Below are 21,742 nucleotides of genomic sequence, written 5' to 3' on the forward strand. Positions count from 1 at the left end.
TCATGCTCCTTTTCTAGTCAAAATTATTATAAAATTGTTGAATTACATGTTCTTGAATAGTATTATCAAACTGATTATTAATGAATAAATTTAAGTATTTGTCTTTAAATTCAAGCCAAGATGTCGCTTCGTTTCCAGCTAAAATTGGATAGAATAACACATCATTATCTTGTGCCGCTTGCATATCGCCTTTAGCATCACCTAGAACGAGTACTTGATTTGCATCGTATAAACGTTTGAGTTGATTAATGCAATGTTTTTTTGTGCCAGCTTCTTGCGCGAAGATGCTAGTTATAAAAGGTGTGAGTTGGTGTTCAGTCCATTCTGTCTCAACTGCTGATAGGTTTGCAGATGAAACAATCACAATATCTGCGTTATGATAGGCGCGCTTTAAAGCGTCATATACATATTCAAAAGGACCAATACTCGGAAGACGTTGGATGAGTTGATTAACGCGGTTCGACCAGTCTAACGCTAAACGTAAACCTTTTTTATCAGGGTTAGCTTCAATATCTTGTTGCAATTGTGGATTTGAGAAAGTCGTCGTCGTATCTACCCATGATTTAATGTCATCGTAGCCATCTACAGTGCGACCTTGTTGATGTAATTCAGTTAATATTTTTTCAAGTCCTTGAAATCGATTAATACCACGTGTGATTTCATATAGGTTAAATTGATTCCAACGATTTAATACGTCATCTTTGATATCGTCTAGATTCCAAATATCAAGTAGTGCTGGTCCAAATGCACGTTCATGTTTAATGGTCATTGTATCCATGCCACAGCCATCTGAGTCTACGCAGATAAGGTGATCATGTTGAGGTTGAAAATGTTCTAGTGTGTAATTCAATGTTTTCAATCCTTTCTTGTAATAGTCATAAATGAGGGTGATTAATGTGATAAATCGAGAAGTTTTTGGTATTTTACAAACGCATGCGTTTGAACTATTAATGGTATCTCTTGAACGATATGATTTGGAAGATCTCAAGCATATAAGTAGTCACTTGAAATCGCCTTTTACCAATACAAAGAGCAAACGCTATAAAGCAGAACTACAAAAACTTTTAGAAAATATGAAAAGTAATATGATTTACCACTATGTGAATCAATTTGATGCACACTTTTTAATGTTTAAATATCGAAAATCGCATCAAGTTATTATATTAGGTCCATTTTTACTTCAAAGACCGAGTGAAAATAAATGTCTCGAAATGCTTCAAGAAGTCCAAATTAAACATTCCAAACTTACCATCTTAAAACAATATCTTCTGCAAATACCGGTTTGTCAGTATAGCCAAGCGCTCAATATGACGCATCTAGCTGTTCGATATTTAAAAAATAGAAATATTCATTATAGTGTTGAAGATATTGATTTTAGCTTTCATCGTAACCCAGAATCACACGCCAAAGATAAGGCACAATATGAATTCACATTTAATAAGATTAAAGAACGCTACGATATTGAAAATAGAATGCTGACTGCCATACAGAATGGTAATGCTGATGAAGCACTCAATTTATTTAAATTAATGAAAGTTTCAGTATCTGGCATACGACGCGTCACAGATGATTTATTAAATCATAAGTATAGAGGGTTTCTTGTTAATACGTTATGCCGGAAAGCCATTGAAAAGGCTAACGTCAATTTATTGACCATCAATGATATCTCAGGGAAGTATGCTGCAGAAATCGATGATGCCACTGACATTGAAGACTTAGATAACGTAATGGAAAACCTCATTTATGAGTATGCACAGACCGCATTAAAGGTTAAATCTCTTAAGTACAGTGCTAACATTAATACTGTCATTCAACACATCAAAATTAATTTGGATCGTCCACTTTGTCTAAATGAATTGGCTGATTTAGTTGGGTTGGCACCATCATACCTGTCAAGATTGTTTAATCAGGAAACGGGACAATCTGTTTCGCAATATATTATGCAATTACGTGTTGAAAAGGGAAGAGATTTATTAATTCATACACCTATGAAAGTTGATGAGATTTCAAATTACATAGGTTTTAAACAGCAAAGTTACTTTACAAAATGTTTTAAAGCTAAGTATCAACTGTCACCGTTAGAATATCGTAAACAATATAGCTCGGTGAATTAAACTTAGAAGTGATGCGTTGAACTTTGCTTGCAATTTAAAATTATCATTCATTTATATTTATCACTAGTTCAAGTAATAGAAAATTTAGAAAATTTGCTACTTTTTTAAATTTAAGGTCAATAATTTATAAAAATCATTAAAATTTTACAAAAAATATAAGCAATTTATACTGTTTTTTTAGTATTTATTTTGATGATATTTCGTTGTAATTCATCATCATTAAGAAAATAGAAATATGCTATAAACCCTTTCATATCAATCTTTTTAGGAGTTTGATAGGAAGGGTTTATTTTTGCTTGAAAGCGATTTCTGACTGCGCTAAATTGACGATTCGCCATTTGCAAATATAATGAAATTGGGTTGGCAAAGAAATTAGAAATAAGGAGCTTTGCGAAAATGAAAAAAATAAAAATATTAAATCAATTGCATGAAAATTATCTCGTCGCAGTTGTCAGAGGTAAAAGCAAAGATGATGCAATCGCTGCTGTTCAACAAATGATAGAAGGTGGCATTTATAATATTGAGATTACCTTTACAACGCCTCAAGCAGAAGAAGTTATTCGACACTTAAGTGCGACAAGCGATGAACATATCGTCATCGGAGCAGGTACTGTATTAGATAGTGCAACAGCACGAATCGCTATTTTAAACGGTGCTGAATATATCGTAAGCCCTCACTTAGATATTGAAATAGCTAAAATGTGTAACAGATACGCAGTGCCTTATTTACCTGGATGTGGTTCTGTAACAGAAATTGTACAAGCAATGGAATCAGGCGTTGACTTAGTTAAATTATTCCCTGGAGACTTGCTAGGCGCGAATTTCATAAAAAATGTACATGGACCTATACCACATATAGAATTAATGCCTTCAGGTGGCGTATCTTTAGATAATTTAGAAGATTGGTATAACAAAGGTGCTTACGCGGTAGGCATTGGTAGTGCATTGATGAAAAATGCAAAAGATGGAAACGACACTGTAATTAAAGAAAATACAGAAAAATTTGTCAGAAAATTTCAAACAGTAAGTGGGTGAGCACATGTCATTCATTACTTTTGGCGAGATATTGATGCGATTAAGTACACCGCATCACCAAACATTTGAACAGGCACAAGCATTTGATATTCATTATGGCGGGGCCGAAATGAATGTTGCGATAGGTTTATCGGGCTTAGGTATCGATACCGCAATGGTAACGGCTTTACCTAATAATGATATTGGAGACAACATCATACAACATTTAAGACGTTACAACGTGAATGCCGATAAGGTGAAAAGCGCTAGTGGCAGATTAGGTCTTTATTTTACTGAGAGTGGTTATGCACAAAGAGCAAATCGTCTTATTTACGATAGACAAATGAGTGTATTTAGCCAATTAAATCCTGATGAATATGAAGTTGAAAGCATATTAAAAGCGCATGAATGGTTTCATATTACAGGTATTACGGCAGCACTAAACGATGCGTTATTTGAGTTCTTGAAAAAAGCGGTCAAAATAGCTAAAACATTAGGTCTTTTTGTAAGCTGTGATTTGAACTTTAGAGATGCGTTGTGGGATTTTCAAACTGCGAGAAGAAAAATGTCTGAACTCTTATACGACGTGGATTTAATCTTTGGTTATGAGCCATTATCACTGCCAGGTGAAGATGGCAAAGATTTAAAAGATGGTTTAGATCGAATGGCTAATATTGAAGACATTAGACCGTTTTTAACGAAAATACATCAAACATACAACATTAACTATATTGCATTTACACAGAGAAAAATTTTTAACCATAAAAGAAACCGCTTACAAGGATTTCTTTCTACACCAAATCAACTCGAACAAACTGAAACAATTGAGGTCGATATCTTAGATAGATTAGGCACGGGTGATGCATTTAGTGTAGGTATCATTTATGGAATTATGAAGCAATGGGATTTAAAAGATACTGTTCAATTTGGGATCAATAACATGGTTTATAAGCACAACGTCATTGGTGATTATAGTTATGCCAATCTTGAAAAAATAAATACGTCTATTGAAAGTAACAAAGATATCAATAGATAGAAAGAAGGCAGTATTATGGGAACTACAGTTGAAACAAGAGAAAAGCAAAAAGTGCAGAGTCTCAATAATATTCAAAAATCAACATTAGGTTTTAAAGAAAAGTTATCTTATGGATTTGGTGATTTAGGTAACGGCATGATGTTTGATATGGGACAAATTTACTTAATGATGTTCTTCACAGATATTTTAGGTATTTCAGCTTTCTACGGTGGTCTTGTATTTTTAGTTGCAAAAATCTTTGATGCATTTGTAGATACAGGTGTAGGGACGATCGTCGATTCAAGAACAAATATAGGGCCTAAAGGTAAATTTAGACCATTCATCTTATATGGCACGGTGCCCCTAGCAATCTTAACGGTGCTCTCATTTACCGCACCTAATTTCAGTGATACTGGAAAGGTCATTTGGGCGTTCGCAACTTATTTAATGTTTAACGCGGCTTATTCAGTCGTTAATATCCCTTATGGCTCATTATCAGCTGCAATGACAGTGAATGCGGATGATAGAACACAGTTATCTGTATTTAGAAACTTAGGATCACAAAGTGCATTATTCATCGCAGGTATTGCCGTTGTACCATTAGTTTCAAAATTTGATAATCACGCAATTGGTTATCCAGTAGTTGTTGGTATGCTTGCAATCTTTGGTGTGATATTCCATTTGATTTGCTACAAAGGTGTTAAAGAACGTCACGTGATCGAACGTCCGAAAGAGAAAGGCGTCAATAAGAAAGCCTTCTTCAACTTAGTGAAAAATGAAGCCTTTGCCGTCTTAGCTATCTTCACACTATTAACGATTATGTCTATGTTCTTAGTACAATCAACACAACTTTACTACTTTAAATATGTATTAGATAAACCGAATCTTGTTGGTTTAGTCAGTACATTAAACTTTATCGGTCTAATACCAGCATTGTTAGCAACTACATATATTAGTAAAAAGTTAGGTAAGAAATATACAGCCCTCATTGGTATTGGCGGATTTGTTATCTTCGAAGTCTTAAACTTCTTATTCTTCGGAGAAAATTATGTCATGTTCTTAATCATGAATACGATAGCACAATTCTTCTTAGTTATTCCTAACACAGTTGTATGGGCATTCATTGCAGACGTTGTGGAATACGGACAATGGAAATTCAGATTACGTTCAGAAGGTATCACTTATTCAAGTTATAGCTTTACTAGAAAAGTATCACAAGCACTTGCAGGTTTCGTACCTGGGTTAGCATTAACGTTCATTGGTTATCAACCTAATGTTGACCAATCAGCGGGTACAATCTTTGGACTTAAAGTTTTATTCTTTGCAGTACCGGCAGTGGCATGTACCATCGCATTCATTATCTTCTTTATATGGTACCCACTTACAGATAAACGACATAAACAAATTGTTAAAGAACTTGCATTGAGAGAAGAAATTTAAAGGAGCGTATACGATATGGCTTTTATAAATGAACATTTTATGTTGAATAATGAAACAGGAAAACATTTATACCATGATTTCGCGAAAGATATGCCAATTTATGACTACCATTGTCATCTAGACCCTAAGCAAATTAGCGACAATGTGGTATGTGACAATATTACAGACTTATGGCTCAGTGGTGATCATTACAAATGGCGTGCAATGCGTGCACAAGGCATTGAAGAACAGTATATTACTGGCGATGCTGCACCACTTGATAAATTTAAAAAATGGGCAGAAACATTAGAAAATTCAGTGGGCAATCCGTTATATCACTGGTCACAACTTGAATTGAAAATGTATTTTGACATTGAAGATTTACTGACTAGTGATAACGCTGAAGCTATTTATCATCGTGCTAATGATTATCTAAAACAACATCACACAACAACTCAATCATTGATTACTGATTCGAATGTCAACTTAATTTGCACAACAGATAATCCTACAGACGACTTAAACTATCATGATGCTATTAAAGCACAGGATGGATTTAACACGACTGTCCTGCCTGCATTTAGACCTGATGATGTATTTAAAGTTGGCGACCCAGCGTTTACAGACTTACTACAAAAGTTAGAAAACCTTACGCATCCAATTACGACACCTTCTGACTTTATCGAAGCGTTATATAAGCGCATTCAATATTTCCATGATAAAGGCGGTCGATTAGCTGACCATGGTTTAGAAGAAATGCATTTTGAGGCTTATACCGATCAAGCTATTCAAGACATTTTCAAGAAAGCTTTAAATCATGCAGATATTTCAACATATGAACGATTCCAGTTCCAAAGCTACATGTTAAATGAATTGAGTAAGGCATACCATGAACGTGGTTGGGTAATGCAAATTCACTTTGGTGCAATTCGAAATAATAATACAAAGATGTTTGAAAAAGTAGGAAAAGATGCTGGCTTTGACTCAATTAGAGACCAAGACAATCTTGCGTATCATTTAAATGCAACACTAGACATGATGGAACAAGAAGGACACTTACCTAAGACCATCTTGTATAACTTAAACCCAATTTATAATGATATCGTGGGTTCTACGATTGCGAATTTTCAAACTGAACCAGGTATTAAAAGTAAAGTACAACATGGTGCAGGTTGGTGGTTCAACGATACGAAAAGAGGCATGTTAAGACAAATGTCATCATTAGCTGATCAAGGGTTGCTAATGCATTTTGTTGGTATGTTAACAGATTCAAGAAGCTTTATTTCATATTCAAGACACGATTACTTTAGACGTATATTATCTTCATTCATTGGGGACTTAGTTGAAAAAGGTGAAATCCCTAATGATGATCAACTATTAAAACGCATGATTGAAAATATTTGCTATAACAACGCTTATAACTACTTCAAATTAATATAGGGGGACAAGACAATGAAAATGACATTTAGATGGTACGGCAAAGATGATCCAATCAGCTTGGAATATATTAAACAAATACCTGGAATGAAAGGTATTGTAAGTGCAATTTATGATGTACCGGTTGGTGAAGTTTGGCCATTAGATAAAATTAAAGCATTAAAGCAAGAAATTGAAGATGCAGGTATGGAATTATCGGTGATTGAAAGTGTACCTGTACATGAAGATATTAAATTAGGTAAACCGACACGTGATAAATACATCGAAAATTATTGTGAAACACTTCGAAATCTAGGACAAGCAGGTATCAAGATTGTGTGTTACAACTTTATGCCAGTATTTGATTGGACGCGTTCACAATTAGACTACCGCTTAGATGATGGTTCTACTTGCTTAATCTATGATGAACAAGATGTTGAGAAAATGAATCCATTAAGTGGTGAATTATCATTGCCAGGATGGGATTCAAGTTATACGAAAGAAGATTTAAAACAATTATTTGATGATTATAAAGAAGTAGATGAAGAAACGCTATGGGACAACTTAAATTACTTTATCCAAAAAGTAATACCGGTTGCTGAAGAGGAAGATGTTCTGATGGCGATACATCCGGACGATCCACCATGGAATATCTTTGGTTTACCACGTATTATCACTAACAAAGAAAATTTAGAGCGCTTTATTAACTTGTATGATTCTAAATACAATGGTTTAACGATGTGCTCTGGCTCATTAGGTGCTGATCGCAGAAATGACTTCGTTGACATGTTACGTTACTTTGGCGAGAAAGGCCGCGTCAACTTTGTACATGCACGTAATGTTAAATTAATTGGCGATAAATCGTTCCAAGAATCTGCACATTTATCTGAAAAAGGTTCAATCGACATGTATGAAGTCGTTAAAGCTTTGCATAGTTTCGACTATCATGGCCCTATAAGACCAGACCATGGACGTATGATTTGGGGCGAAACAGGTAAACCAGGGTATGGATTATATGATCGTGCGTTAGGCGCAACTTATTTAAACGGTTTATATGAAGCGGTTAGTAAGAATAACAAATAAAAAAGGAGAAATGAACTTATGAAATTACCATTCGATATTGATTTAACAGATAAAGTCGTTGTCATTACAGGTGGAACAGGTGTCATTGGCAGTGCGATGTCTACTGCCTTAGCACAAAGTGGCGCTAAAGTTGCGATGGTTGGCCTTAGAGAGGATGCAAGTGGCTTAGTTGAAACAATAAAAGCACTCGGCGGAGAATCTCAAGTATTTCTAGGCGATGTAACAAATAAAGAAGACATGAAACGAATTAAACAGGAAGTCAATGATACTTTCGGTAGTGTCGATATTTTAATAAATGGTGCAGGCGGTAATGCGCCTAAAGGTACTACAGATGACGAACGCTTTGAAGGTGACTTAGATCAAGATAAACAAACATTCTTCAACTTAGATGAAGAAAGTGTTGGCTTCGTAATGGATCTTAATTTCCTAGGTACATTTATTCCGTCACAAGTTTTCGCAACGGATATGTTAGATAAAGCAGACGCAACGATTATTAATATTTCATCAATGAATGCCTTTACCCCACTTACAAAAATTCCAGCTTATAGTGGTGCAAAAGCAGCAATTAGTAATTTCACACAATGGCTAAGTGTGTATTTCTCTAAAACAAATATTAGAGTAAATGCCATAGCCCCAGGCTTTTTACTAACAAAACAAAACGAAGCATTACTACTAAATGAAGATGGCAGTTATACAGCGCGCTCTGAAAAAATTATTAATGCTACGCCAATGGAACGTTTCGGTAAACCGGAAGAATTGGTAGGTGCATTATTATTCCTAGTTAGTAAAGAGGCGTCAAGCTTTGTTAATGGTGTTGTATTACCAGTAGATGGTGGCTTTAACGCATATTCAGGTGTGTAATATAAGGAGGAATGAAGATGTTATACCCAATTAATACAGAAACCAGACAATTATTAGACGTGTCTGGTATATGGAAATTTAAATTAGTAGGCTATAAAGAACATGTCGACGTAAGTCAAGCTTTAGATACAGAAGATGTAATGGCTGTACCAGGTTCTTATAATGATCAAGGTGTGATTCAAAGTATTCGACAACACGTTGGCGACGTTTACTATGAACGTGAGATTATGATTCCAAAGCACCTCAAAGGTGAACGTATTGTATTAAGATTTGGTTCAGTAACGCATCATGCGACGGTTTATTTAGATGGTAAGGAAATCGTGACACATTCAGGCGGCTTTCTACCATTTGAAGTGAATATTACGGAAATCGCTACAACAGGTAGTCATCGATTAACGGTTAAGGTCAACAATATACTGACGCATAGCACATTGCCGGTAGGTAATTATAGTGAACGTGTTGATGAAGATGGAACGGTTACGCCAGTTAACACGCCAAACTTTGACTTCTTTAATTACGCAGGCATTCATCGCCCTGTAAAAATATATACAACACCTCAAACATATATTCAGGATATTGTGATTAACCCAGAAGTTAAACAAAGTGGAGAAAGTATAGTGAATTATAAAGTGGATGTTCACGGAAACCGCTCAGATATTGATCGAATTAGCGTAACGATTATAGATGAAGATGGACAAGTTGTTACTCAGAACAATGAAGCTGAAGGTGCAATGTCTATTGATCATCCACATTTATGGCAGCCACTTAATGCGTATCTTTATCATATGAAAGTTGAACTTCTGAATGACGGCGAGGTTGTTGATGTATATACAGAACGATTTGGTATTCGCTCTGTAGAAGTAAAAGATGGTCAATTCCTTATCAATAATAAACCGTTTTATTTCAAAGGATTTGGTAAGCATGAAGATACATTTTATAGTGGGCGTGGCTTAAATGAGGCAGCCAATGTAATGGACATTAATTTGATGAAATGGATTGGTGCCAATTCTTTCAGAACAGCGCATTATCCATATTCCGAAGAAATGATGCGTCTAGCGGATGAACAAGGTATCGTTGTGATCGATGAAACGACAGCGGTCGGTGTACATCTTAACTTTATGGTGGCTTTAGGTGGCCAATTAGAACATGATACTTGGAAAGAGATTGATACACATCAAGCGCATAAAGAAGTCATAGAAGGTTTGATTGAAAGAGATAAGAACCATGCGTGCGTAGTTATGTGGTCAATCGCTAATGAACCTGCTTCTAATGAAAAAGGCGCAAAAGCTTATTTTGAACCATTTGTGGAATTAGCGAAACGTAAAGATCCACAGAAACGACCTGTTACAATTGTTACCATTTTAATGGCACAACCTGATGTATGTGAAGTGCAAGATTTAGTTGATGTATTATGCTTAAATCGCTATTACGGTTGGTATACGCAATCTGCAGATTTAGCAAGTGCGAAAAAAGCACTGGATAAAGAATTAGCACAGTGGTCTGAACGACAACCTAACAAGCCAATTATGTTCACAGAATATGGTGCTGATACCGTTGCAGGTATGCATGCGATTGATGATCAAATGTTTACGGAAGAATATCAATTGAATTACTATAAAGCGAACCATGAAATTATGGATAAATACCCACAATTTATCGGTGAACAGACATGGAATTTCGCAGATTTTGAAACATCAAATGGTATCATTCGTGTTCAAGGTAATAAGAAAGGTATCTTCACACGCGACCGTAAACCTAAAGCGATTGCACATTATTTTAAAGAACGTTGGCATAACATTCCTGATTTCAATTATAAATCATAATGTATGACTTCCTTTTCATTAAAATAGACCTCATAGGATGCATCAATATGCATCCTATGAGGTCATTTTTGTTCTATAATTTGAATTAAATTACCACATGTATCATCAAAAATGGCCATTTTAGCGCTACCCATTGTCGTCGGTTCAACGGTAAAATGAACCCCTTTTTGCGTTAATGTGTCATACGTTTGTTGTACATTGTCCACGCCAAACATGGTAATAGGTATGTTGGCTTCAAATAGACGCTGTTGATAGTCACCTGCAATCGGATTACCATTGGGTTCTAAGACCAATTGGGCAGCTTCTGGTTGATTAGGGGACACTAAAGTGAGCCATCTAAAACCTCCGCCTACAGGTTCGTCAATTTTCTTTTCAAAGCCTAGAATATTTGTATAAAATTGTAAGGCTTCTTCTTGATTCTCTACAAAAATACTGTTCGCAATAATGTTCATACGTACCCCTTCAATTTATATAATATGGCGTTTAAATTAGTGGTCTTGTTTCAGAACACGAGCCATTTCTTCAATTTTACCCGCATGTAATGGGACATGAATGGCATTTAATACTAGTAATTCGTTCACCGTTTTGCAACCAGCAATCGGTTGGTCTAATGCTTGAGAGAGTTGCTCGTCAGTTAGTTGACGTACGCGATCTGGAATCGTTTGTAAGTCCTCTTTAATAGATTCAATTGATGGAACGTCTTGCCCATCCCAGTTAGCAGGACTAGAACCATAACCAAATAATGTAGTATATTTGTCGATATCTACCGCATTTTGGGCACCCATCGATAAAGCTGAATCAAAGATTGTTAAGACATGGCCAAATTGCCAATGTAGCGTATTTGGAAATACATCATTGTCTTTATCTAATACTTCCTCAATGTTCCAATTATCATAAACGGACAGTAAGTAGTTTACACCAGTATCAATCACATCATAGACTGTTTTATTACTCATTTGCGTTTCCTCCCACATGTTTAAAGAATTGACTATTAAGCGTCTACCCGTTAAACGTGCTTGTCAATCAAGTGATACGATAGTCTTATTAAAGAAAATGACTAAATGGCAGCGTATTTAATAGATGTTTTATTAGAAAAAATATATAAACTTCATATAAGAACTTAATAGGTTAACGAATCTTAGGTATATTTATATAAAGGATAATGTTAAATCTAAAAAATTAGTTTTTAGATAAGAAAGTAAGAGGTGATAAAAAATGTGCGCAATTCAAGAGATTGATTGTCGTATTGAAGCATGGATAGCACATATTGCACGTAAGGTTGATATGATGTTGAATGATGTGGCGGTTGAAACAAAAAAGCATGATTTAGATTTAGTGACGAATATCGACAAGGAAGTTCAAGCTGATTTCACTCAACTTATCAAAGAATATTATCCAGAACATCAGATTATGGGTGAAGAAAAAAGCAATCATGAGGTTGATATGTACCGTGGCTATGCTTGGGCGATAGATCCTATTGATGGTACAACGAATCTTGTGAAACAACATAAAGATTATTGTTTAATAGTAAGTTTATTCTATGATGGCGAGCCTTTACTAGCCTATACATATGAATTTTATCAACAAAAATTATATAAAGCTGTAAAGGGTAAAGGTGTGACGGTTAATGGCGTGCCACTACGTGTAGACACGTATCATCACCTCAAAGATGCGTTGATTTCTATTGATCCAAAACGTGCGCGTTCCGAGTTATTAAAGGCATTGATTTCAAAATCACATGGCTTTCGATTTATTGGTGCTGGTGGCATTGGTGCGTTGCGAACAATTACAGGGGATTTCGGAGCAAGTATCGATATGGGCGCAAATCTATGGGACATGAGTGCGCAATTATTATATGCGAAAGAGTTAGGACTAATTGTGACAGATATTCAAGGCAATGCTATCGATTTAAATCACGTTAAGGGTGCAATTATTGCACATCCAGATATTCATGAAGACATTATCAATATTATAAAAACGTATCAATAAAATAATCCTGCCACATACCGGCACTTACGCGTAACGGTTGATGTGACAGGATTTTTATAATATTAGGAAAGTTTTGGCTTTGATCGCTCAATATCAAGCCTAAAACGTGTCATTGATTAAGGTTTAATCGCAAATGCACGTACTGGGAATCCAGGTGCATCTTTGGGTTTCGGACTAATTGCGTAAATGACCGCACCACGCGTTGGTAATTGGTCTAAATTCGTTAACAATTCAAGTTGGAATGTGTCTTGTCCAAGAATATAACGTTCTCCAACGATATCTCCATTTTTAGCAGTATCCACTGACGCATTTGTGTCGAAAGTTTCATGTCCGATTGATTTCACACCACGTTCTTCGATTAAGAACTTCAAGGCATCTAAACCCCAACCTGGTAAATGTTGATTACCTTCAGCATCTTTATTTTCAAATTGTTCAATATCTGGCCAACGTTTTGACCAATCTGTACGTAAAGCGACAAACGTACCGTCTTCAATACGCCCATGTTTCGCTTCCCATGTCTCTAAATGGTCACGTGTGACGATGAAGTCAGCATTTTCTGCAGCCTCTTTTGAAAAGTCTAAGACAATAAGGGGCAATACTAATTCTTTTAAGTCTAAATCTTCTAAGTAACGTTTATTCTCAACAAAGTGAATAGGGGCATCAATGTGTGTGCCATATTGTGTGACAATATTCCAACGTTGCACGTAAAACCCATGTTCTTTAACGGTAAAGAGTGTCGAAACTTCACCTTTTTCAAATTCACTAAAGCGAGGTATTTCTGGGTCAAAGGTATGTGTTAAATCCACCCAAGTTGCTTCTTTCAGTTGATTTAATTGGTTCCATAATGGATAGTTTGGCATGTTTCATACCTCCAATAGTAATAGTTATTCTATGTTAGTTTTGGCAGTGGCTGACTGAACTGACCCATCGCTTTAGAAAAGCTCGCTTCAGTTCTAGTCAACTGTGCCGGGGCTGTACGACGAAATTACAAGTGATTTCTGTACAGCTCCCCTATGCGGGTTTGTTTTGGTTATTTGCTTCGCGTTTTTTGCGAACGGTATTTACAAGTACAGTTAGAGCGTCTTTAACTTCTTCTTCTTTACGTGTTTTTAAGCCACAGTCAGGGTTAACCCAGAATAATGAACGGTCAATTTGTTGTAGAGAACGATCGATTGCTGTAGCAATTTCATCTTCAGTAGGGATACGTGGACTATGGATGTCATATACACCTAACCCAATACCTAAATCATAGTTGATATCTTCAAAGTCTTTGATTAAATCACCATGACTACGTGATGTTTCAATTGAAATAACATCAGCATCTAACTCATGGATGGCATGAATGATTTGACCAAATTGAGAATAACACATATGCGTATGGATTTGTGTTTCATCTTGGACTGAAGAAGTTGCTAATTTGAATGAATTGACTGCATCTGCAAGATATTGTTCATGGTATTCAGAACGTAATGGTAAACCTTCACGTAAAGCTGGTTCGTCTACTTGGATGACTTTAATACCCGCTTCTTCTAACGCTAATACTTCTTCATCAATCGCTAGAGCAATTTGATCTTGAACGACTTTACGTGGCACATCGACACGTTCGAATGACCAGTTTAAGATCGTTACTGGACCGGTTAGCATACCTTTAACAGGTTTGTCAGTTAAACTTTGTGCATATACCGTTTCTTTGACTGTTAATGGCTCAGTCCATTTGACATCTCCGTAAATCACTGGTGGTTTAACGGCACGTGAACCGTATGATTGTACCCAGCCGAACTTAGTGACTAAGAAGCCTTGTAGTTTTTCACCGAAGAATTCAACCATGTCATTACGTTCGAACTCACCATGAACGAGTACATCTAGACCGATATCTTCTTGAATTTTAATCCAACGTGCAATTTCACTTTCTAGGAAATCGTTGTAAGCTTCATCTGAGATACGTTTATTTTTCCAATCAGCACGATATTTACGTACTTCTTGAGTTTGTGGGAATGAACCAATCGTTGTTGTTGGTAAGTCAGGTAAGTGTAAACGTGCGTCTTGTGCTTTTTTACGCTCAGGGAAAGGTGACTTACGGCTTGTTGGTACGCTATCAAAATCATATTCAAGATTTTTGAATGATTGACTTTGGAAACGTTCATAACGTGTTTTGAATTCATCATATTTCGCACTGTCGTTATGATTAAATAGGCGACGTAGTGCGTCTAATTCGTCTAACTTTTCAGTAGCGAAACTTAAGCCGTCTTCAATAGATTCATCTAATGTTTCATCATCTAATGATACTGGTACATGTAATAAAGATGATGACGGTTGGATAACGATATGTTTCGCATAGGCTTGTAATGATTCAATTAATTGTTTCTTAGCTTCGATATCTGCTGCCCAAACGTTACGGCCATCAATAATACCAGCATATAATGTTTTAGATGCGTCGAAGTCACCTGCTTGAATTTGTTGTAAGTTATAACCGTGATCATGTACAAAGTCTAATCCTAAGCCACCTACTGGTAATGAACTTAAGAATTTAACATTGGCACGCTCAAAGTAAGTTTGAATGACTAATTTGTCTGCTAAGCCTGCTATATCAAAGTAGTTATAGGCTTCTCTTGTAATCGCTTCATAGGCTGCGCTCTCATCTGTTACTAATACTGGTTCATCCACTTGGATATAGTCTGCGCCAGCATCAACGAGTGCTTGAAGCACTTCTTTATATAATGGTAAAAGTGTTTGAACTTTCTCCTCGAAAGATTGATGACCACCTTTAGACAATTTCACAAACGTAATTGGTCCTACGATGACAGGATGCGCATTGACGTTAAGTGATTTTGCATAATTAAAGCGATCTAATAATACATTGTGATTCACTTTAGGTTCAACGTTATCCCATTCTGGCACGATATAATGGTAATTCGTATTGAACCATTTAATTAAAGCGCTCGCTACATGTTCTTTATTACCACGTGCAATATCAAATAATAAATCATCATTGACTTCGCGACCTTGGAAACGTTCAGGAATGATGTTGAATAGTAATGATGTATCGAGAATGTGGTCATATAGTGAGAAGTCACCGACAGGTACACTGTCTAAATTATAATGCTTTTGTAATAATAAATTTTCTCTGTGAAGATCACTTAACGTTTGATCTAATTCTGCTTTATCAATTTTTTTAGCCCAATAGCTTTCGATGGCTTTTTTCCACTCTCTTTTTCTACCTAATCTTGGGAATCCTAAATTTGAAGTTGTAATTGTTGTCATGATATTGCCTCCTTGTTTTGGGTAATTGCTTTAGAATACGCTGCGAGTTCTAATGAATAATCGATACGTTGGAACGGTGTGATGATGTATAAACCATTGAAGTACTCATGCACTGTATCAATCAATTCTTTAGAGAGTCTCAAACTTAATGCTTTAGTTTTTTCTTTATCATCTTTTACTGCTTTAAATTGGCTTAATACGTCTTCAGACATTTTAATGCCAGGCACTTCGTTATGTAGGAAAAGTGCGTTATTATAGCTTGCGATAGGCATGATACCTATAAATAGAGGGACATTCAGATGTTTCGTCGCCTCGTATACTTCTTTGATTTTTGCTTTACTGTATACAGGTTGCGTAATGAAGTAATTCATGCCTGCAGCTACTTTTTTCTCAAGGCGTTTGACCGCACCGTCGAGTTTACGTACATTAGGGTCAAATGCACCAGCGATGTTGAAGTTTGTATGTTTCTTCAGCGCATCACCATCCGTGTTAATACCTTGATTGAATCTTAATGCTAATTCGGTTAATCCTTTTGAATTGACATCGTAGACATTTGTGGCACCGGGTAGATGACCTACCTTTGACGGGTCGCCTGTAATTGCTAAAATTTCGTTAACGCCGATAAGTGATAAGCCAAGTAGATGTGATTGCAAGCCGATTAAATTACGATCTCGACATGTAATGTGTACGAGTGGCTCAATATCGTAACGTTGGCGTATAATACTTGCCGCTGCAATATTGCTAACACGCACGGTAGCTAGTGAATTATCAGCTAGCGTTACTGCATCAACTTTGGCCTCATCGAGTTTGCCGATATTTTCAAAGAAAAGATCTGTATCTAAATGCTTCGGTGTATCGAGTTCGACAATGACTGTCGGTCCATTTTTAACCTTTGTCGTTAAGTTATGTTTATACGTACGCGTCACTGCTCGATTCGTTTGGCGATTAATTGGAATTACTTTTTTATTGGTAACAGGTTTCAAATCTTTGACGGATGATTTGATATAAGCAATATGTTGTGGTGTTGTGCCACAACAACCACCAATCAACCGTACACCTTCATTTATGAGTTCTTGCGCAACATCACCGAAATATTGTGCGTTATCACTATATTTAAATTCACTATTCTCGATATCCAGTAAGCTCGCGTTTGGATAACATGATAGGTATGCGTTCTCTGGTAACGCAATATGTGAAAATGAACGTTGCATGTGATGTGGACCGTGGTGACAATTAAGGCCTACAACATTGGCACCACAAGCAACTAATTGTTGTAACGCTTGATTAATTTCGGTTCCATCGACTAAGTAATTCGTATTTGAAGCGGTGAGTTGAGCAATGATTGGAATATCGTACTTACGACGTGTTGTTGTAACGATGTTTGTAAGTTCTTCTAAATCGTAGTAAGTCTCGAATAATAACCCATCAACACCTTCTTCAACGAGTGTATCGATTTGATTTTCAGCATGGTATTGAATGGTGGACAAAGGCAACTCCTCTTGTTGTAAACTTCTAAAACCACCTACCGTACCAAGTATGAAAGTGTCCGGTTGTGCCGCACGTTTCGCAATAGCTACAGCTGCTTTATGAATATCCTTCACTTTATGTTCTAAGCCAAAGCGTTTAAGCTTTTCAAAGTTAGCACCGTACGTATTCGTCTGGATGATATCAGCACCGGCCTCTATATAAGAACGATGTATTGACTCTACTTTCTCCGGATGTGTTAAGTTATATGCTTCTGGACATGTATCGAGTCCCTCTGAATAGAGGATTGTTCCCATTGCACCATCAGCTACTAAAACGTTGTTCTGTAATTGATTCAATAATCGACTCATTGAAAGCCTCCTTTAATGCGTAGTTAAGGTCAGCAATTAATTCTTGAGGTTGTTCTAGACCTACGCTTAATCGGAATAAGCCAAAGGTAATGCCACGTTCATTTCGAACATCTTCAGGAACAGCAGCATGTGACATTGTGGCAGGATGAGATAAAATGGTCTCAACACCTCCGAGACTAACGGAAACGAGAGGTAACGTTAAGGCATCCACAAAATCTTGTGCCTTCGTTTCATCTTTTAATCGGAAACCGATGACGGCACCACCGCTATTTGCTTGTGACAAGTGTAATGAACTGTTCCCTGGATAATATACTTCGGCAATTTCTTTTCTTTCATTTAAAAATGTGACAAGTTGCGCTGCATTAGCTGTTGATTGTTTAAAGCGAACGGGTAATGTTTTTAAATGTTTGGCTAACGTCCAACTATCATGTGCTGATAATGCAGTGCCAGTCCCATTCTGTAAAAGATATAATGCATCTGCGACGTCTTTGCGATTTGTGATGGCAGCACCAGCGATAATATCACTGTGTCCACCTAAAAATTTAGTAGCTGAGTGAACAACAATATCAGCACCAAGTGCAAGTGGGGATTGACCCAATGGAGTCATGAATGTATTGTCCACTGCTAAAAGTAACTGATGACGTTTCGCAATCGATGCGACGGCACGTATATCTGTAATTTTGAAACACGGATTCGATGGTGTTTCAACGTAGATGAGTTTAGTGTTAGGTTGAATCGCTCGTTCAATTTCCTCAGTGTGTGTGGCATTAACTGTCGTAAATTGAATATTAAAGCGATTGAGAATTTGTTCGGTAAGTCTGAATGTACCGCCGTATACATCGTCAGGAAGAATCACATGATCATTTGCTTTTAGTGTTAATAGCACCGCTGATATTGCAGCAATACCTGACGCATATGCAAATGCGTAGTTGCCACCTTCAAGCTTTGCCAATTTCTCCTCAAGAAGTTGACGGTTGGGATTACCACTTCTGGCATAATCGAATTTTGCATTGCCACCGAGTACCTGTTGGTGAAATGTTGAAGAGTCATAAAGCGGTGGGTTAGCTGAATCGTAATCAACACCTCTATGTTCATCAAAAATAACTTCAGTTTCTTTTGATAAGGTCATGAAATCACTCCTACTTTAGAATTCTCCAGTGCGCGTAAAATATCTGACTCAATATCGTTATAATCCTCAATACCTATGGATAAGCGTATGAGATATTCATCTATGCCACGTTTATCTTTTTCTTCATCAGGCATATCGACATGTGTTTGTGTGTATGGGAAAGTGATAAATGTTTCGGTCCCACCTAAACTTTCTGCAAAAATACAAATTTCTAAATTTTTCAAAAATTTAGCAACGCTAAAGTCTTTGTTTAGGCGTAAACTTAACATGCCCGTTTTTCCACTGTATAGAACTTCATCTATAGCATTTGAAACTTTACATCGTTCAGCTAATTTCTTAGCATTTGCTTCTGACCGTTCAATACGTAAATGTAGTGTTTTTAAACCACGCTGTAATAAATAACTATCAATAGGGGACAATGTTGCACCAATCATATTATGCAATTGTCCAAGTTGTTCGGCTAACGCTTCATCTTTCACTGTTACAACACCTGCGAGCACATCGTTGTGACCGCCAATGTATTTGGTTGCTGAATGAAGCACGATGTCTGCACCCTCCTCTAAAGGAGTAGATAGATACGGTGTTAAAAATGTATTATCGATAATAGTTAACAGATGATGCTTTTGACTCAAGATGTAATACGGTTCAACATCAATTTCAATCATTTGTGGATTCGAAATGGGCTCTATGAAAAGTGCTTTCGTATTTGGTGTAATACTGTCAACGACTTCCTGATAATTTAAAAAGTCGACATACTTAAATTTGATACCATATTGTTTCTCGTAAAAATCAAATAATCTGAATGTACCACCGTATAAGTCGAAGGCGACTAATATCTCATCACCTGGTTGAAACAAGTTACAAATGAGCTGTACTGCAGCCATGCCACTTGACGTAGCAAACGAAGCAATACCACCTTCTAATTTCGCGAAGGATTCCTCAAATGCAGAACGTGTTGGGTTCTTAGTTCTTGTATAGTCGTAGCCTGTTGACTGACCAAGGTGAGGATGTTGATATGCGGTAGACAAATAAATCGGATTGGCTATTGCGCCAGTAACATCTTTAGTTAATGATATTTGTGCTAATTGTGTATCTTTCATGTCAAATCCTCCATTCATTTATAATCCAATAAAAAAAGCTTCCGTCCTTTAAACCCGATATGTATCGGATGTAAAGGACGAAAGCTTGTTTCGCGGTACCACCTTTGTTTATTACTTTATTGCTAAAGTAACCTCAAACAGTACGCCATTATGTGAATAACGTGTACTGAGATGGTAGACGCTAATCCATTCGTTATCTGAAACTTCGGATAAATGAAAGTGCTCATTAAAAAACTCATTTAACTTGATTACAAGTAAATGAGTATTAACGATGAATAGCGACGTCTAGAATTCCAGTACGCCATTAAACAATAAATGTTAATACTGTATCGCTATAACGGGCGAACCCGTTGACACCTCGTATTGGCATCAACACTCAAAGGCCATTTTCAAACTTTCTTTCAATGTCTCTTCTCAGCTATGGAGACTCTCTGTATTAGCAGTGTAAATTCTACTTTCCTTATTACAGTGTGTAATTTGTGTTTTTTTAAGTTAATTCATAGCTTACAGACCTAAGTCATATTTGTCAACAACTTTTCTGAAAATTAAGATTATAAAGTCAAATCAGAAAACGCTTAAAGCATTGATAACATCATGATAGGCGCACATAAAAAATTATTTTTTATTTCATCGACCTTATCTACTTGTTAAACCTATTCTATATTTTTTAAAATAGATAAGTGCTAATCAAATGCGTGCCATAATAGTTATAATGAGAAGGTAAGTGAGTTTGATGTAATCGCATTAAGCCTAGTGCAAAGATAAAGTATTAAATGTTTAGTAAATGTTGATTGAAAGGGGTGAAAGATAGTGGATCATAAACAAGATGAACGATTGGCCTTAAGTCAAAATGAACAAATTCAAAACGTTGATATTTCTCAAATTAAAGCCAATCCATACCAACCTCGCAAAACCTTTGATGATGAAAAGTTAAGCGATTTAGCAACGTCCATACAGACACACGGTATTTTACAACCCATTGTATTACGCCAAACTGTACAAGGTTACTATATCGTGGTTGGCGAAAGGCGATTTAGAGCATCTCAATTAGCAGGGTTAACTGAAATACCAGCAATTATCAAAGAATTATCTGATTCGGACATGATGGAATTAGCGATTATCGAAAATTTACAACGAGAAGATCTTAATGCTATTGAAGAAGCGGAGAGCTATCAACGTTTGATGAAAGATTTAGGATTAACGCAACAAAAAGTAGCTGAGCGATTAGGTAAATCACGACCTTACATCGCTAATATGTTGAGATTGTTGAATTTGCCACAAGATGTTTCAAAGCAAGTCAAAGAAGGTGCGTTATCCGGTGCGCATGGACGGACATTACTAGGAATTAAAGATGTTAGTAAGATGAAGAAGATAAGTCAACAAGCAATACGTGAAAAGTGGAGCGTTAGGTATCTTGAACAAGTTGTAAATGAACTGCAAGACGGCCGGCAGTCTAAAGAAAGTAAAGAACCAACGCCAATGAAACCCAAATTCATTCAAAAACAAGAACGTCTATTAAAAGAAAAATTTGGCACTAAAGTAGAGATTTCAACGCGTAAAAATACAGGTAAAATAACATTTGAATTTAAATCAAAAGAAGCGTTTCAGCGACTCATTCAACAACTTAATGAAGATTAATGGTACATATCCAAATGTACTGTTAGAATGGGATCTTTGAGTTAG

The 21,742-nt window shown here is 36.4% G+C and carries 18 protein-coding genes and 1 other annotated feature; of the genes, 10 read left to right on the forward strand and 8 right to left on the reverse strand.

Annotated features, from left to right (window positions below; all coding sequences use genetic code 11):
* Positions 1-13 precede the first annotated feature (13 nt).
* A complete protein-coding gene (locus HMPREF3239_RS11320; RefSeq protein ID WP_053030294.1) occupies positions 14-850 on the reverse strand; it encodes an HAD family hydrolase in 837 nt (278 codons plus the stop codon).
* A 46-nt stretch (positions 851-896) separates the two neighbouring features.
* On the opposite strand from HMPREF3239_RS11320, the gene HMPREF3239_RS11325 reads away from it, so the two are divergent.
* The 8 genes from HMPREF3239_RS11325 (at position 897) to uidA (ending at position 10,745) form a co-directional block, all read left to right on the forward strand.
* On the forward strand, positions 897-2,114 hold the full coding sequence (locus tag HMPREF3239_RS11325) for a helix-turn-helix domain-containing protein (RefSeq protein ID WP_053030293.1): 1,218 nt from the start codon (positions 897-899) through the stop codon (positions 2,112-2,114).
* Positions 2,115-2,510: 396 nt separating this feature from the next.
* The gene (locus tag HMPREF3239_RS11330; RefSeq protein WP_053030292.1) at positions 2,511-3,149 is read left to right on the forward strand and encodes a bifunctional 2-keto-4-hydroxyglutarate aldolase/2-keto-3-deoxy-6-phosphogluconate aldolase; all 639 of its coding nucleotides are present in this window, start codon (positions 2,511-2,513) and stop codon (positions 3,147-3,149) included.
* A 4-nt stretch (positions 3,150-3,153) separates the two neighbouring features.
* Complete coding sequence (locus tag HMPREF3239_RS11335) at positions 3,154-4,164, forward strand: sugar kinase (RefSeq protein ID WP_053030291.1); 1,011 nt, start codon at positions 3,154-3,156, stop codon at positions 4,162-4,164.
* Positions 4,165-4,179: 15 nt separating this feature from the next.
* Positions 4,180-5,583, forward strand: a complete 1,404-nt coding sequence (locus tag HMPREF3239_RS11340; protein ID WP_053030290.1) for a glycoside-pentoside-hexuronide (GPH):cation symporter — start codon at positions 4,180-4,182, stop codon at positions 5,581-5,583.
* Positions 5,584-5,598: 15 nt separating this feature from the next.
* Positions 5,599-7,002 (forward strand): glucuronate isomerase, encoded by a 1,404-nt coding sequence (uxaC, locus tag HMPREF3239_RS11345; protein WP_053030289.1) that lies wholly within the window; start codon positions 5,599-5,601, stop codon positions 7,000-7,002.
* Between the two features lie 12 nt (positions 7,003-7,014).
* Entirely contained in the window at positions 7,015-8,061 is a 1,047-nt protein-coding gene (uxuA, locus tag HMPREF3239_RS11350; protein WP_053030288.1) for a mannonate dehydratase, read from the forward strand.
* An 18-nt stretch (positions 8,062-8,079) separates the two neighbouring features.
* Positions 8,080-8,922: an SDR family oxidoreductase gene (locus HMPREF3239_RS11355; protein WP_011276885.1), complete on the forward strand. Its 843-nt coding sequence runs from the start codon at positions 8,080-8,082 to the stop codon at positions 8,920-8,922.
* A 17-nt stretch (positions 8,923-8,939) separates the two neighbouring features.
* Complete coding sequence (gene uidA, locus HMPREF3239_RS11360) at positions 8,940-10,745, forward strand: beta-glucuronidase (protein ID WP_053030287.1); 1,806 nt, start codon at positions 8,940-8,942, stop codon at positions 10,743-10,745.
* A 62-nt stretch (positions 10,746-10,807) separates the two neighbouring features.
* On the opposite strand, the gene HMPREF3239_RS11365 is transcribed toward uidA, so the two are convergent.
* The gene (locus tag HMPREF3239_RS11365; RefSeq protein WP_070855663.1) at positions 10,808-11,197 is read right to left on the reverse strand and encodes a VOC family protein; all 390 of its coding nucleotides are present in this window, start codon (positions 11,195-11,197) and stop codon (positions 10,808-10,810) included.
* 36 nt (positions 11,198-11,233) lie between these two features.
* A complete protein-coding gene (locus HMPREF3239_RS11370) occupies positions 11,234-11,701 on the reverse strand; it encodes a bacillithiol transferase BstA (RefSeq protein ID WP_053030285.1) in 468 nt (155 codons plus the stop codon).
* Between the two features lie 259 nt (positions 11,702-11,960).
* Between HMPREF3239_RS11370 and HMPREF3239_RS11375 the strand changes: the two genes are divergently transcribed.
* A complete protein-coding gene (locus tag HMPREF3239_RS11375; protein ID WP_053030284.1) occupies positions 11,961-12,734 on the forward strand; it encodes an inositol monophosphatase family protein in 774 nt (257 codons plus the stop codon).
* 116 nt (positions 12,735-12,850) lie between these two features.
* On the opposite strand, the gene HMPREF3239_RS11380 is transcribed toward HMPREF3239_RS11375, so the two are convergent.
* The 5 genes from HMPREF3239_RS11380 to HMPREF3239_RS11400 form a co-directional block, all read right to left on the reverse strand.
* The gene (locus HMPREF3239_RS11380; RefSeq protein ID WP_070855664.1) at positions 12,851-13,594 is read right to left on the reverse strand and encodes a cyclase family protein; all 744 of its coding nucleotides are present in this window, start codon (positions 13,592-13,594) and stop codon (positions 12,851-12,853) included.
* Between the two features lie 151 nt (positions 13,595-13,745).
* A complete protein-coding gene (gene metE, locus HMPREF3239_RS11385) occupies positions 13,746-15,995 on the reverse strand; it encodes a 5-methyltetrahydropteroyltriglutamate--homocysteine S-methyltransferase (protein WP_053030282.1) in 2,250 nt (749 codons plus the stop codon).
* Positions 15,992-17,830, reverse strand: coding sequence for a bifunctional homocysteine S-methyltransferase/methylenetetrahydrofolate reductase (locus tag HMPREF3239_RS11390; protein ID WP_053030281.1), 1,839 nt, complete (start codon positions 17,828-17,830; stop codon positions 15,992-15,994). Before HMPREF3239_RS11390 ends, metE begins: the two co-directional genes overlap by 4 nt.
* Positions 17,784-18,959 (reverse strand): cystathionine beta-lyase MetC, encoded by a 1,176-nt coding sequence (metC, locus tag HMPREF3239_RS11395; RefSeq protein WP_053030280.1) that lies wholly within the window; start codon positions 18,957-18,959, stop codon positions 17,784-17,786. Before metC ends, HMPREF3239_RS11390 begins: the two co-directional genes overlap by 47 nt.
* Positions 18,956-20,059: a PLP-dependent transferase gene (locus tag HMPREF3239_RS11400; protein ID WP_070855665.1), complete on the reverse strand. Its 1,104-nt coding sequence runs from the start codon at positions 20,057-20,059 to the stop codon at positions 18,956-18,958. The genes metC and HMPREF3239_RS11400 overlap by 4 nt, the downstream gene beginning before the upstream one ends.
* Before the next feature lie 70 nt (positions 20,060-20,129).
* Positions 20,130-20,535, reverse strand: a binding site (T-box leader).
* A 334-nt stretch (positions 20,536-20,869) separates the two neighbouring features.
* On the opposite strand from HMPREF3239_RS11400, the gene HMPREF3239_RS11405 reads away from it, so the two are divergent.
* Positions 20,870-21,697, forward strand: coding sequence for a ParB/RepB/Spo0J family partition protein (locus tag HMPREF3239_RS11405; RefSeq protein WP_053030278.1), 828 nt, complete (start codon positions 20,870-20,872; stop codon positions 21,695-21,697).
* Positions 21,698-21,742 lie beyond the last annotated feature (45 nt).

It is taken from the genome of Staphylococcus sp. HMSC34C02 (assembly GCF_001838705.1).
Lineage (GTDB): Bacteria > Bacillota > Bacilli > Staphylococcales > Staphylococcaceae > Staphylococcus > Staphylococcus borealis.